This is a genomic window from Sphingomonas sp. Leaf28, from assembly GCF_001421685.1.
Classification (GTDB): Bacteria; Pseudomonadota; Alphaproteobacteria; order Sphingomonadales; family Sphingomonadaceae; genus Sphingomonas; species Sphingomonas aurantiaca.
The window spans coordinates 476,748-490,195 of sequence record NZ_LMKX01000001.1 but is presented as its reverse complement, the minus strand read 5'-3'; the positions used below and the strand labels follow the sequence as shown (position 1 = coordinate 490,195).

At 65.0% G+C, this 13,448-nt stretch carries 13 protein-coding genes and 1 tRNA gene; 7 read left to right on the top strand and 7 right to left on the bottom strand.

Going from position 1 to position 13,448, the window contains the following annotated elements; translation table 11 throughout:
- Window positions 1-134: 134 nt before the first annotated feature.
- From ASE79_RS02310 to ASE79_RS02300, 3 genes are all read right to left on the bottom strand, one after another.
- Window positions 135-211, bottom strand: a tRNA-Arg gene (locus ASE79_RS02310).
- A gap of 161 nt (window positions 212-372) precedes the next feature.
- On the bottom strand, window positions 373-633 hold the full coding sequence (locus ASE79_RS02305) for an SWIB/MDM2 domain-containing protein (protein ID WP_056411383.1): 261 nt from the start codon (window positions 631-633) through the stop codon (window positions 373-375).
- A 47-nt stretch (window positions 634-680) separates the two neighbouring features.
- Entirely contained in the window at window positions 681-884 is a 204-nt protein-coding gene (locus ASE79_RS02300; protein ID WP_056411381.1) for a DUF2945 domain-containing protein, read from the bottom strand.
- Between the two features lie 119 nt (window positions 885-1,003).
- Here ASE79_RS02300 and ASE79_RS02295 point away from each other — a divergent pair, with 119 nt between their 5' ends.
- Genes ASE79_RS02295 through fghA form a run of 3 tightly spaced genes read left to right on the top strand, consistent with a single transcriptional unit; the run spans window position 1,004 to window position 3,336 of the window.
- Window positions 1,004-2,110 (top strand): S-(hydroxymethyl)glutathione dehydrogenase/class III alcohol dehydrogenase, encoded by a 1,107-nt coding sequence (locus ASE79_RS02295; protein WP_056411378.1) that lies wholly within the window; start codon window positions 1,004-1,006, stop codon window positions 2,108-2,110.
- A 9-nt stretch (window positions 2,111-2,119) separates the two neighbouring features.
- Window positions 2,120-2,503: a VOC family protein gene (locus ASE79_RS02290; RefSeq protein WP_056411377.1), complete on the top strand. Its 384-nt coding sequence runs from the start codon at window positions 2,120-2,122 to the stop codon at window positions 2,501-2,503.
- Window positions 2,503-3,336 (top strand): S-formylglutathione hydrolase, encoded by an 834-nt coding sequence (gene fghA, locus ASE79_RS02285; RefSeq protein WP_056411375.1) that lies wholly within the window; start codon window positions 2,503-2,505, stop codon window positions 3,334-3,336. The genes ASE79_RS02290 and fghA overlap by 1 nt, the downstream gene beginning before the upstream one ends.
- A gap of 307 nt (window positions 3,337-3,643) precedes the next feature.
- On the opposite strand, the gene ASE79_RS02280 is transcribed toward fghA, so the two are convergent.
- On the bottom strand, window positions 3,644-6,604 hold the full coding sequence (locus ASE79_RS02280) for a TonB-dependent receptor (protein WP_056411373.1): 2,961 nt from the start codon (window positions 6,602-6,604) through the stop codon (window positions 3,644-3,646).
- 203 nt (window positions 6,605-6,807) lie between these two features.
- On the opposite strand from ASE79_RS02280, the gene folE reads away from it, so the two are divergent.
- The 4 genes from folE to ASE79_RS02260 all read left to right on the top strand — a co-directional run bounded on the left by folE (window position 6,808) and on the right by ASE79_RS02260 (window position 9,334).
- The gene (gene folE / locus ASE79_RS02275) at window positions 6,808-7,446 is read left to right on the top strand and encodes a GTP cyclohydrolase I FolE (RefSeq protein ID WP_056411370.1); all 639 of its coding nucleotides are present in this window, start codon (window positions 6,808-6,810) and stop codon (window positions 7,444-7,446) included.
- Window positions 7,443-8,204 carry an SDR family oxidoreductase gene (locus ASE79_RS02270; protein WP_056411368.1) on the top strand — a complete coding sequence of 254 codons (762 nt, stop codon included), beginning with the start codon at window positions 7,443-7,445 and terminating at the stop codon, window positions 8,202-8,204. Before folE ends, ASE79_RS02270 begins: the two co-directional genes overlap by 4 nt.
- Entirely contained in the window at window positions 8,197-8,565 is a 369-nt protein-coding gene (locus tag ASE79_RS02265; protein WP_056411366.1) for a dihydroneopterin aldolase, read from the top strand. Before ASE79_RS02270 ends, ASE79_RS02265 begins: the two co-directional genes overlap by 8 nt.
- Before the next feature lie 91 nt (window positions 8,566-8,656).
- On the top strand, window positions 8,657-9,334 hold the full coding sequence (locus tag ASE79_RS02260) for a type 1 glutamine amidotransferase domain-containing protein (protein ID WP_056413217.1): 678 nt from the start codon (window positions 8,657-8,659) through the stop codon (window positions 9,332-9,334).
- 42 nt (window positions 9,335-9,376) lie between these two features.
- Here ASE79_RS02260 and leuA read toward each other — a convergent pair whose 3' ends face one another.
- From leuA to ilvC, 3 genes are all read right to left on the bottom strand, one after another.
- Window positions 9,377-11,035, bottom strand: a complete 1,659-nt coding sequence (gene leuA / locus ASE79_RS02255; RefSeq protein ID WP_056411364.1) for a 2-isopropylmalate synthase — start codon at window positions 11,033-11,035, stop codon at window positions 9,377-9,379.
- A 193-nt stretch (window positions 11,036-11,228) separates the two neighbouring features.
- A complete protein-coding gene (locus ASE79_RS02250) occupies window positions 11,229-11,834 on the bottom strand; it encodes a YceI family protein (RefSeq protein WP_056411362.1) in 606 nt (201 codons plus the stop codon).
- 482 nt (window positions 11,835-12,316) lie between these two features.
- Entirely contained in the window at window positions 12,317-13,336 is a 1,020-nt protein-coding gene (gene ilvC / locus ASE79_RS02245; protein WP_031439771.1) for a ketol-acid reductoisomerase, read from the bottom strand.
- Window positions 13,337-13,448 lie beyond the last annotated feature (112 nt).

Below are 13,448 nucleotides of genomic sequence, written 5' to 3'. Positions count from 1 at the left end.
CGCCGTGCAGTGGCACGACGGCGGAACGGGCGGAGAACATAATGTGCCGCCGACTGTGTCGGGGCGAACCGTAGCTTGTCGCGCGTTTCGCGCTTTGCGTAGGACCAGTTTTCCGCAGAAATCCGCGGAAAAGCTGGTGCCCCCGGCGAGATTTGAACACGCGGCCTACGGTTTAGGAAACCGTCGCTCTATCCGGCTGAGCTACGGGGGCATCGGATCGCGCAATACCGCGGTCGCTGGCGACGATCAAGCTTGGGGAGAACGCGCGGACGTTAAGCCGGGCGCGAGTTGGTCAGGGTCGGATCGACCCGGTATCAAGGGCGGCGGGTATCGCGTGAATCCCCGCCGCCGCTTGCCGTGCAGTGCTGGCGGTTAGGCCTTGACGTGCTGCGAGATGTACTTGTTCATCTCGAACATCGTGCACTTGTCACGCCCGAAGACCTTCTTCAGCTTCTCGTCCGCGAGGATCTCGCGCTTGTTCTCAGGGTTCTGGAGGTTGTTGGCCTTGATGTAGACCCACACCTTGCTGATCACTTCGCTGCGCGGCAGCTTGTCGTTGCCGACGATCTCGCCGAGCTCGGGGGAGGGCTGAACGGGGGCGTGGATGCCGCCGGTCTTGGGAGCTGTAGCCATAAGCATTCCTTCCTGTTGCGCGCGTGCGTTTGGCACTGCGCGCGTGGTCACGCCTTGGTGAGCGCGTCCGCCTTGTGCGCTGCCTTGCCCCCCTTGTCACTCTTTACGATGAACTGGGGCTCCTCCTTGGAGGCCTTGACGGTGTGGCCCTTGATCGTCGTGTCGCTGGTCTGTTTCTTTTCGACGGTGCCGTGCGCCTCGCCGCCGTGCGATTTCCAGGTGACCTCGTCGCCCTTTTTTGGATCTTTCATCGTCGCATCTCCTTGATTTGCAACGATCAACCCAGGGACTGCGCGATTGGTTGCATCGGCGGCGGGTTGCGAAGGCGCGAGCCGCGAGGCATCAGGGCGGCAATCAAGGAGACCCACCGATGAAGACCCGCGCCGCCGTTGCGTTCGAGGCAAAAAAACCGCTCGAGATCGTCGAACTCGACCTCGAGGGACCGAAATCCGGCGAAGTTCTCGTCGAAATCATGGCGACGGGCATCTGCCATACCGACGCCTACACGCTCGACGGGCTTGATTCGGAAGGGTTGTTTCCGAGCGTGCTGGGGCATGAAGGCGCCGGCATCGTGCGCGAAGTGGGTGCGGGCGTCACCAGCGTCGCGGTCGGCGATCACGTGATCCCGCTCTACACGCCCGAATGCCGCCAGTGTAAGTCGTGCCTCAGCGGCAAGACCAATTTGTGCACCGCGATCCGCGCGACGCAAGGCAAGGGCTTGATGCCCGACGGGACGACGCGGTTCAGCTACAAGGGCCAGCCGATCTTCCATTACATGGGCTGCTCGACCTTCTCGAACTTTACCGTGTTGCCCGAGATCGCGGTCGCCAAGATCCGTACCGACGCGCCGTTCGACACGAGCTGCTATATCGGGTGCGGCGTGACAACGGGGGTCGGCGCGGTCGTGCACACGGCCAAGGTCCAGCCGGGCGATACCGTCGTCGTGTTCGGGCTTGGCGGGATCGGGTTGAACGTGATCCAGGGCGCCAAGCTCGCGGGCGCCGGGATGATCGTCGGTGTCGACATCAACCCCGACCGCGAGGAATGGGGCCGGCGCTTCGGCATGACGCATTTCGCCAACCCGAAGGAGGTGGGCGACATCGTGCCGCACATCGTCGCGCTGACCGACGGCGGCGCGGACTTCACCTTCGATGCGACGGGCAACACGACGGTCATGCGCCAGGCGCTCGAGGCGTGCCACCGCGGCTGGGGCACGTCGATCGTGATCGGCGTGGCCGAGGCGGGCAAGGAAATCTCGACGCGGCCGTTCCAGCTCGTCACCGGGCGCAACTGGCGCGGCACCGCGTTCGGCGGCGCGCGCGGGCGGACCGATACGCCCAAGATCGTCGACTGGTACATGAACGGCATGATCGAGATCGACCCGATGATCACGCACCGCCTGACGCTCGACGAGATCAACAAGGGTTTCGACCTGATGCACGCCGGCGAGAGCATCCGCTCCGTCGTGATCTACTGAGGAGCGGCCATGTTTACGCACATCATGCTCGGTGCCGACGATATCGCGGCATCGAAGGCGTTCTACGACGCGGCACTCGGCGCGCTCGGCGTGCCGGCGGGTGTTACCGATGAATGGGGGCGGGTGATCTACGCGCATGCCGGGGGCCGCTTCCTGTTGACCAAGCCGATCGATGGCCAGCCGGCCAGCCACGGCAATGGCAGCACGATGGGGTTCGCCGCGGCCTCGACCGACGCGGCGGACGCGTGGCACGCCGCCGGCCTCGCGCATGGCGGCACCGCCTGCGAGGATCCGCCGGGCGTGCGCGAGGCGACCGGCGGGCGGAAGCTGTATCTGGCGTATCTGCGCGATCCGTCGGGCAACAAGATCTGCGCGCTGCACCGGGTCGCGTGATGGAGACCGTCTCCACCAGCAAGGCCTATGGCGGCGTCCAGGGCGTGTACCGCCACGCCTCGACCGCGACCGGCACCGACATGATGTTTGCCGTGTACGTCCCGCCGCATGCCGAGGGTGCGCGGCTGCCGGTGCTGTGGTTCCTGTCGGGGCTGACGTGCACGCATGCCAACGTCATGGACAAGGGCGAGTATCGCCGCGCCTGCGCCGAGCTCGGCGTGATCCTGGTCGCGCCCGATACCTCGCCGCGCGGCGACGACGTGCCCGATGACGAGGCGTATGACTTCGGCAAGGGGGCTGGCTTCTATGTCGATGCGACGCAGGCGCCCTGGGCGGCCAATTTCCGGATGCGGTCCTATGTCGAGGACGAACTGCCCGCGCTGATCGCAGCGCAGTTTCCGATGGCGGATATGGGGCGTCAGGGGATCATGGGGCATTCGATGGGCGGCCACGGCGCGCTGACGATCGCGCTGCGTAATCCGGATCGGTTCAGGAGCGTCTCGGCGTTCGCGCCGATCGTGGCGCCGTTGCAGTGCGCGTGGGGCGAGAAGGCGCTTGGCGGGTATCTCGGGCCCGACCGGATGGCGTGGCGATCGTACGACGCGTGCGCGTTGATCGCGGATGGCGCGCGGGTGGCGGAGATCCTGGTCGATCAGGGGGACGCGGATGGCTTCCTTGCTGAGCAGCTGAAGCCGGAATTGCTGGCGGAGGCGTGCGAGGCGGCGGGGATCGAGCTGACGCTTCGGATGCAGCCGGGCTATGATCACAGCTATAATTTCATCTCGACGTTCATGGGCGATCATGTCGCCTGGCATGCCGAGCGGTTGGTGTAGCGTCGGGTTGGGCTGAGGGCTTGAGGTAGCCGTCGGACCTTTTCGCGGCCCCGCTCCGTAATCCTGACGAAAGTCAGGATCCAGAGCCAAGCAGCGCAGCATGCGTAACGCTGGATCCTGACGTTCGTCAGGATGACGAGGGGGTGGTGGCGGATGATCCTCCCCCGCTAGGGGGAGGTGGCTGGCTCTTGCCAGACGGAGGGGGAGGGTAGGGAAACCCCCGTCGCATGTCCTCCCTCTCCGTCGCTTTGCGCCACCTCCCCCTGGCGGGGGAGGATTGTTAGGGTCGCAGCCGGCTATCTACGATTCAGAACTTGAACCCCGCCGCTACGCCATACCGCCGCGGTTCGATCGTGAAGATGTTGGTGAACAGGCCGGCCGACTGGTCGGTGACATATTGCCCCGTCGTCGCGTTGTTGTTCGCCAGGTTCTGCACGAAGCCGCGGACGTAGAACCGGTCCTCGCGCGCGTTGAGCTGGATCTGCATGTTGACCACCGCATAGCCCGGGATGCGGTCGACCGCGGTGTTGAAGATGCTCGCCGCGAACCCGCCCGTATAGTTGAGGTCCGCGCGCGGGACGATGTTCATGCCGTTGGCGAAGTCGATCGTGTACTGCGCGCCGACCGACCATTTATAGGTGGGCGCCTGCGGCAGGCGGTTGCCGCGGATGTTGGTGGTCACGCCGTCGAGCACCGATACGCCGCTTGCCGGCGCATTGGCCTGCAACACGCTGCAGATGCCGAACGCACCGGTCGCCGCGACCGTCGGGATCGCGGTCGGTGCGCGCAGCCCCACTCGCGCATTGACCGCCGCGACATAGCCGTTCGCCAGCGCCGCATTGCCCGCCGCGTTGGGGACGACGACGCAGTTCGATGCGTTGGTGATGTCCTTGATGATCACCGCGTCCGCACGCCCGCCTGACACGTCGCGCGGGTTGACGAGGAACTTGTCGCTCGACACCTTCGAATGCAGGTAGCTCGCATTCATGTTGACGACGAACGCCGGGATCGGGCTCATGATCGCCTCGGCCTCGACGCCGTAGATATCGGCGTTGACGTTGTCGTTGACCGACGTGCGCGCGACGATCCGGCTCAGCTGCAGGTTCTTATACTGGTAATAGAAGCCGGTGAGGTTGAGCCTGAGCTGGCCGCCGCCAAAGGTATTCTTCGAGCCGATCTCGTATGCGTTGACCTGTTCCGGATCGAACGTGCTGCTGACGTTGAACAGCGGCAGCAGCGGCGGGTTGATCCCGCCCGATTTATAGCCGCGCGAATAGGACGCGTAGAGCAGGTTGTTCTCGGTGATCCGGTAGTCGAGCACCGCGCGACCGGTCAGCCGCGAGAAGCTGACCTGCGCATTGGCGAACTCCTGCCGGCCGGGCAGGTTCGGGTCGAAATCGACCGTGCCGTAGTTCAGACCCTGTTCGATGCCCGTCGCGCCGATCGGCGTCAGCACGTTGAGCGCGAGATTGCGCGCCTGGTCGGTCTTCTTGTCGTGATTGTAGCGCAGGCCGACGGTGAGCTTGAGCGCGTCGGTGAACTTGAAATAGGTCTCGCCGAAGATCCCGTACGACTTCAGGCGGAACTCGGTGTCGCTGTTGCGGTAGAAGGGCGTCGACAGAAAATAGCCGTTGCCCGCGGGCAGCCCGAGCCCCGCCGCGTTCGCCGAGCCGAGGATGCCCGAGGCGTAGTCGAGTCCGAAGGCGTTGACGAAATAATCGGTGTTGGTCGATTTGCTGTCGACATAGATGCCGCCCAGCAGGAAGTTGAACATCCCGTCGAAGCTGCTGTCGAGATGCGCTTCGGCCGAATATTGGCGGTTCACCTGACGCGAGCGATCGAAGTCGAGGCTCTGTGCGTAACAGCCGATCGAGTTGCCGCCATAGACGCCGACATTATTGGGGTCCGCCGCCGACTGGCAGACGCCGCCCGCGGGGCCGTTGGGGATCAGCGTCTGCCGCACGCCGTTGAGGAACGCGAATGGCGAGCCGGTGCGGGCGAGCGCGTTCAGCGTGGCGAGCCCGGCATTGTTGGTGAGCGAATTCTCGACTGCAAGGTTGTAGTCGGTGCCGCTGTCGACGACGTTGCGCGTATAGCCGCCGGTGAAGTTCAGGCTGAGCGGGCCGAAATCATGGAAGATCTTGGCGGTATATTGCTCCTCCTCGGCGAAATAGGTCGGACTGTAGTCGAGCGACACGGTGCGGACGTCGGCCGGGTTGACGACACCGGCATAGGTGTCCTGGCCGTAGAGGCTCTGCAGGCCGAAGCGCGCGAGCGCGGGGTTGTTGACCGCGAAGAACTCGCTCGAGCTGAGCACCGCGGCGAGCGTCGAGTTGCCGTTGGCGGTTTCATTGGCGAGCCGGTCGGGCAGGCAGCCGAGGATCCCGGTCGGGTCGCGGTGGCACAGCTGCTTCTGCAACCGCGAGCGATCGTCCTTCTCGCGGAAATACGACCCGATCAGGTCGATCCGGGTGGCGCTGGTCGGCTCCCAGGACAGCGTACCGCGGACCGAATAGAGATCGCGGCCATCGATGTCGCGGCCGTCATACAGGTTCTTGGTATAGCCGTCGCGGTTGAGATAGGTGCCCGCGACGCGGATGCCGAGCGTGTCGGTGAAGGGCAGGTTGAACATCGCCTTCACGCGCTTGGAATCGTAATTGCCATATTCGAACTCGGCCGCCGAATGGATCGCGGAGAGATCGGGCTTGGCGGAGATGAAGTTGACCACGCCCGAGGTCGCGTTGCGACCGAACAGCGTGCCCTGCGGCCCGCGAAGGACCTCGATCCGTTCGAGATCGAAGAACTCGCTTTCGAACAGGCGGGTCGTCACCAGCGGCATGTCGTTGACGTGGATCGCGGTCGCGGTGTCGCAGGTCGCGCCGGTGCACAGATCGCCGATCCCGCGGATCGTGAAGCTCGACGTGGTGAAGTTGGTCTTGGTGAAGGTGATGTTGGGCAGCGTCTGCTGGAGCGCGCTCGGGTTGACGATCTGCTGCTTGGCGATGTTGTCTGCGGTAAAGGCACTCACAGCAATCGGAACGTCTTGCAGACGCTGCGATTGGCGTTGCGCGGTAATCACGATATCCTGCGAGGCGTAGGCGCTGGATGGGGTGTCGGCCGGGGCGGTCTGCGTGGAGGGGGCTTCCTGCCCCGGATCGTTGGTGGGCGCGGTGTTTTCAGCGGACGTGGTGGTCGCGGTCTGCGCCATTGCCGGCGCAATCGACAGGAGTATCATCGCCGATGCGGCGAGCAATTCGAACTTTGCCATGGCAGTCCTCTCCCCGATCGTGCCGGTCTTTGCCGATTCACGATTTAGTTTTTCAGGTATGGCGAAGTAACGACTAAAAAAATCAACCGTCAACGCTTTTTGAGGCCTGTTTTACGGGTATTTACGCGGCGTTGCTCAAATGAAACAGTTGCAAAAGAGGACCCATGTTCCGATGTTTGGGTATGTAGATAAAGGGTGTTGCGATGCGGGATGAAACGGGCGGGGCAGAGGACTGGTCCGCGGTCGCCGACCAAGTGGGTCCCGATGGCAAGCCGATTGTGCCCGAAGACGTAGCGTCGGCGATCCGCACGCTCATCCGCTGGGCGGGGGACGATCCGACCCGTGAGGGGCTGCTCGATACGCCGCGGCGTGTTGCACGTGCGTGGAAGGAATATTGCGCGGGCTATGGCGACGATCCCGCCAGGCATCTCGAACGCGTGTTCGAGGAAGTCGGCGGTTATGACGAGATCGTGCTGCTCAAGGACATTCCGTTCCAGTCGCATTGCGAGCACCACATGGCGCCGATCATCGGCAAGGCGCACATCGCGTACCTGCCGAAGAACCATGTCGTCGGCATCTCGAAGCTCGCGCGCGTGCTGCACGGCTTTGCGCGGCGGTTGCAGGTGCAGGAGCGGCTGACCGCGGAGGTCGCGGATTGCATCTGGGACAATCTGAAGCCGCAGGGCGTCGCGGTGGTGATCGAGGCGACTCATGCCTGCATGGCCGCGCGCGGGGTGCGGACTCCGGGGGTGACGATGGTCACGAGCCGGATGATGGGCGTGTTCCGCGACGATGAGCGCAGCCGCAAGGAAGTGCTGTCGCTGATGGGCGCGCGCGCATGAGCCGAACCGTCCTGGTGACGGGCGGGGCGAAGCGGCTGGGCGCGGCGATCGCCCGGCGGCTGGCGGCGGACGGGCATGCGGTGGTCGTGCATCAGGGGCATTCGCCTGGCGAGGCGGCGGCACTGGTCGACGAGATCGTCGCGACCGGCGGACGCGCGGCGGCGGTCGAGGGGGATCTGGGTGATCTCGGTGCGATCGGCGACCTGTTCGCGGCGGCGCGGGCTGCGATCGGGGGGGCGATCGACGGGCTTGTGAACTGCGCGTCGAAGTTCGAGTTCGACCGGCCGCCGGCGGTCGATCCGGCGCTGTTTGCGGAGCTGGCCGCGATCAACTGCGGGGCGCCGGTGCTGCTGGCCTCGGCGCTGGCGTCGCAGGAGGACGTGCGCGATGGCGCGATCGTGAATCTGCTCGACCAGAAGGTGGCGAATCTCAATCCCGACTTCTTCTCCTATAGCTGCGGCAAGATCGCGCTGGAGGGGGCGACGGTGATGCTGGCGCAGGCGCTGGGGCCGCGGATCAGCGTCAATGCGGTGGCACCGGGGCTGACGCTGCCAAGCGGCGACCAGACCGATGCCGAGTTTGCGGCGGTGGCGAGCGACAATCTGCTGAAGCGGCCGGTCGGTGCGCAAGCGGTGGCGGACGCGGTCGCGTGGCTGCTTGGCGCACAGGGCGTGACCGGGCAAACGGTGTTCGTCGATTGCGGGCAGCGGTTTCTGGCGCGTGATGGCGACGTGATGTTTGAGGGGCGGCATGGCTGAGTTCACGACGATCCTCGACGGGCTCGAGGTGATGATGCGGCTGGGGATTCATCCGCACGAGGTGGCGCCGCAGCGCGTGGTCGTCTCGGTCGAGATGACAGTCGTGTATCCGGGGCGGCTCGGCGAGGATGCGATCGGCGAGGTGCTCGATTACGACTTCGTCCGCGAGGGGATCCTTGCGATGGCGGCGGAGCGACCGTTCGCGTTGCAGGAGACATTGTGCGAGGCGATCGCGACGCTGTGCCTCGGTGACTCGCGTGTGCGGCGGGTCGAGGTCGAGACGATGAAGACCGATATCTACCCCGACGCCGCGATCGGGTGCCGTATAGTGCGAGAACGCGCTATCGAGTCGAAGCGATAGTCCCACGATCGGGCGCATTTGGTTACCGAGAGCGGCGCCGATCCTGAAGCCGGTTCGTTCCCTCCCCATACCCCTTATCCGGAGACTTATGGTGAACATTCTCGTCGTTCTCACCTCGCATGCCGATCTCGGCGATACCGGCCGCAAGACCGGCTTCTGGCTCGAGGAACTTGCCGCACCCTATTACGTGTTCAAGGACGCGGGCGTTGCCATCACGCTCGCCTCGCCGGCGGGTGGCCAACCGCCGCTCGATCCGAGCAGCGCGAAGCCCGACGCGCAGACCGACGCGACGCGCCGGTTCGAGGCGGATGCCGAGGCCAGCGCGGCGCTTGCCGATACGCGGAAACTGTCCGAGATGAAGATCGCCGATTTCGACGCGGTGTTCTATCCGGGCGGACACGGCCCGCTCTGGGATCTCGCCAACGATAAGGCATCGATCGCGCTGATCGAGACGACGATCGCCGCGGGCAAGCCCGTCGCGCTGGTCTGTCATGCGCCCGGCGTGCTCCGCGACGTGAAGGCGGCCGATGGGTCGCCGCTCGTCAAGGGGAAGACGGTCACCGGCTTCACCAATACCGAAGAGGCGGCCGTTGGGCTCAGCGATATCGTGCCGTTCCTCGTCGAGGATATGCTCACGCAGCAGGGTGGCCGCTATTCGAAGACCGCGGACTGGGGCGTACACGTCGTCGAGGACGGATTGCTGATCACCGGGCAGAACCCCGCCTCGTCAGAAGACGCGGCAAAGATGCTGCTGGCGAAGCTCGCCTGAGAGAACGGCCACCGGCGTGACCGGTGGCCGCCCTTCCTGGCGTCAGGCGCGGTTGGCGGCGCTGAGGACGGCGCGGACCGAGGCGGTCGCGATGTCGGTGTCCATGCCGACGCCGAAGACCGTCTTGCCCTGCGCGGTCCGGCATTCGACATAGGCCGCGGCCTGCGCGTCGGCGCCGTGACCGATCGCGTGCTCGTTATAATCCACGACGTCGAGCGTGGGACCGGTCGACTCGGCGATCGCCGCAATCACGCCAGAGATCAGCCCATTGCCTCGGCCCGAGATCGACCGCTCCTCGCCATCGATCGCAACGCGGCCGATGAAGACGCGCTGGCCCGCCGTGCCGCTTTCCTCGTAATCACGCAGTTCGACGCGGTCGTTCGCCTGCGGCATGTATGTCCGCTCGAACAGGCCCCAGATGTCCGCCGCGTTCAGTTCGCGGCTCGTCTCGTCGGCATAGGCCTGCACATGACGGCTGAAATCGGCCTGGAGCCGCTTGGGCAGCTTCAGCCCCTTATCCTGCTCGATCACCCAGGCGACGCCGCCCTTGCCCGACTGCGAATTGACGCGGATCACCGCCTCGTAGCTGCGGCCGAGATCGGCGGGATCGATCGGGAGGTAGGGGACTTCCCACAGCGTGTCGTTCTTCGCCTCCTGCGCGGCGAACCCCTTCTTGATCGCGTCCTGATGAGACCCCGAAAACGCGGTGAAGACGAGATCGCCGGCATAGGGCGTGCGCGGGTGGACGGGGATGTTGGTGCAGTAGTTGACCGTGTTCACGACGCCGTCGATGTCCGACAGGTCGAGCTTCGGGTCGACGCCTTGCGTGTACATGTTGAGCGCGACGGTCACGAGATCGCAATTGCCGGTGCGCTCGCCATTGCCGAGCAGGCAGCCCTCGACGCGGTCCGCCCCCGCCATCATGCCGAGTTCGGCAGCGGCGACGCCGGTGCCGCGGTCGTTGTGCGTGTGCAGGCTGATCGCGACCGAGTCACGATTGCGGATGTGGCGGCCGAACCATTCGATCTGGTCGGCATAGATGTTCGGCGTCGCGCACTCGACGGTGGCGGGCAGGTTGAAGATGATCGGATTTTCCGGCGTCGGCATCAGGACGTCCATCACCGCCTCGCAGACCTCGAGGCTGAACTCGAGCTCGGCGGTCGAGAAGGTCTCTGGGCTGTATTCGAACTGCCAGCGGACGTTGGGTTGTTTCGCTGCTTCGTCGCGCAGCACCTTGGCGCCGTCGATCGCGATCTGCTTCACCTGCGCGCGGTCCATGCCGAACACGATCTTGCGCCAGGCGGGGCTGACCGCATTGTAGAGATGGACGATCGCGGTCTTCGCGCCGACGAGGCTGGCGAAGCTCGTCTCGATCAGGTCGCGGCGCGATTGCGTCAGCACCTGGATCGACACGTCGTCGGGGATTCGGCCGGTCTTCACCAGGCCGGAGATGAAGTCGAATTCGGTCGCGCCGGCGCTCGGGAAGCCGACCTCGATCTCCTTCAGGCCGACCTTGCAAAGCAGGTCGAAGAAGCGAGTCTTCTTCTCGGCATCCATCGGGTCGATCAGCGCCTGATTGCCGTCGCGAAGATCGGTCGACAGCCAGCGCGGCGGCTTGACGATCGTCTTCGACGGCCATTGGCGGTCGGGCAGGTCGATTTGCGGGAAGGGTCGGTATTTTGTCGATGGGTCGCGCAGCATGGCTCGTGTCTCTCGTGATCGGGAGCGTTCGGGTCAGCCCTTAGGCGCGAGGCGCGGGGGCTGGCCACCACGCAAACGATCGGCGCGCCTAAGGGCGCGTAAGTCGAAGCAGCAGGATGCGACCGTGAGACATTGCGTCTTCCCTATCGCGCGGACACGGTAAATGTCCAGCGCGATAGGGTGCGCATAGGTATTATTGCGCAGCGAAGGCCGCGTTGATCGTCAGGTCGACCTTGTCGGACACGACGGGGGCATAGGCGCCGATGTTGAAATCGCTGCGCTTGATCGAGGTCGTCGCACGGAAGCCGAAGTTCAGCTTCTTGTTCATCGGGTTCGCGCCCGCGCCGACGAACGTCGCCTGGAGCACGACCGGCTTGGTGACGCCCTTGAGCGTGAGGTTACCCGTGATGGTCGCCTTGTCGCCGGTCGCGACGACCTTGGTCGAGACGAACTTGGCCGTCGGATAGGTCGCGGCGTCGAAGAAGTCCTTCGACTTCAGATGACCGGTAAACGGTGCCGAGGTGACCGAAAGCTGGTCGATCGCGAAGTTGACCTCGACCTTGGTCGCGTTCGGCTTGGAGGGATCGATCGTGATGCTGCCGCCCGACGCGCCGAACTGCCCTTCGAGCATCGAGAAGCCCATGTGGTTGACCTGCCACGTGACCTGCGTGTGGTTCGGGTCGACCGCATAGGTGCCGGCGGCGACACGTGCCTTGACGGGGGCGCCGGGAACGGCGGCGGTCTGGGCCAAGACTGGCGCGGCGGTGAGGGCGAGGATCGTGGCTAGGACTAGGCGCATGCGGGGTCTCCTTTTTGATGCGCGATGCTGGCCGAGCGGCTGCGCTGCGTCAAACGGCGTTATGCCAACGCTGTGTTTCGGATTTGGGTCGGTGGAGCCCATGCGGTTCCCCTGCGGATGCGGGGGCTCAGCTAAACCACGATCACCGCCCGAGACCCTGGGCCCCCGCCTTCGCGGGGGAACAAGGGGGGGGCGGGGAGGCGGGATTGGCGAGCGGGAGAGTTTGTGGAGTGGCGCGCTTACCCCCAAAACGCCACCACCCCGGCGAAGGCCGGGGCCCAATTGGGGGGCGTCGGTAACGGAGGATCGTTCTCCGTTACTACAACCTTTCCAATTGGACCCCGGCCTTCGCCGGGGTGGAGTGAGGGTGTTGGGGCAACCGAAGCGCACTTTCCGCGCCCGCCCGTCGGCCACGGCGAAGCCGCGCCCTGTGGGCGGGCTCCGTCGTGCCGGCCGCGCTCACGCGCTATCGCGCGTTCGCGTCAGTTCTTCGCCTTGTCGACCAAAGCGTTCTTCCCGATCCACGGCATCATGCCGCGCAGTTCGCTGCCGATTTTCTCGATCGGATGCGCCAACGCCTGCTTGCGCGCCGCCTTCAGCTCGGGCTGGCCGGCGCGGTTGTCGAGGATGAAGTTCTTCACGAAGCGGCCCGACTGGATGTCGGCCAGCACGCGCTTCATCTCAGCCTTGGTCTCCGAGGTGATGATCCGCGGGCCCGTGGTGATGTCGCCATATTCCGCAGTGTTCGAGATCGAGTAGCGCATGTTGGCGATCCCGCCCTCATAGAGCAGGTCGACGATCAGCTTGGTCTCGTGCAGGCACTCGAAATAGGCCATTTCGGGCGCATAGCCGGCTTCGGTCAGCGTCTCGAACCCGGCCTGGATCAGGTGCGTGATGCCGCCGCAGAGCACGGCCTGCTCGCCGAACAGATCGGTTTCGCATTCCTCGCGGAAGTTGGTCTCGATGATGCCCGAGCGACCGCCGCCGACGCCCGACGCATAGGCGAGCGCGATGTCGTGCGCGTTGCCCGATTTGTCCTGGTCGATCGCGATCAGGCAGGGGACGCCGCCGCCGCGGACATATTCGCTGCGCACGGTGTGGCCGGGGCCCTTGGGCGCGATCATGATCACGTCGAGATCGGCGCGCGGCTCGATCAGGCCGAAATGGACGTTGAGGCCGTGCGCGAACGCGATCGTCGCACCTTGCTTGAGGTTGTCGTGCAGGTCGGTCGCGTAGATCGCGGCCTGATGCTCGTCGGGGGCGAGGATCATGACGATGTCGGCCCAGGCCGCCGCTTCGGCGTTCGACTTGACCGCGAAGCCGGCCTCGATCGCCTTCTTGGCGGTGGGCGAGCCTTCGCGCAGCGCGATCGCGACGTCCTTGACGCCCGAATCGCGGAGGTTCTGCGCGTGGGCATGGCCCTGCGAGCCGTAACCGACGATCGCGATCTTCTTGTCGGTGATCAGGTTCAGGTCGGCGTCGCGATCGTAATAGACACGCATTGGGGGAGTCCTTTCTTGAAGCGTTGCATTGGGAAGCGTCGACGCCCGCACATCCGTCATACCAGCGAACGCTGGTATCTCATGCGGCTCTTGGGGACAGGAGCCGCGGGGA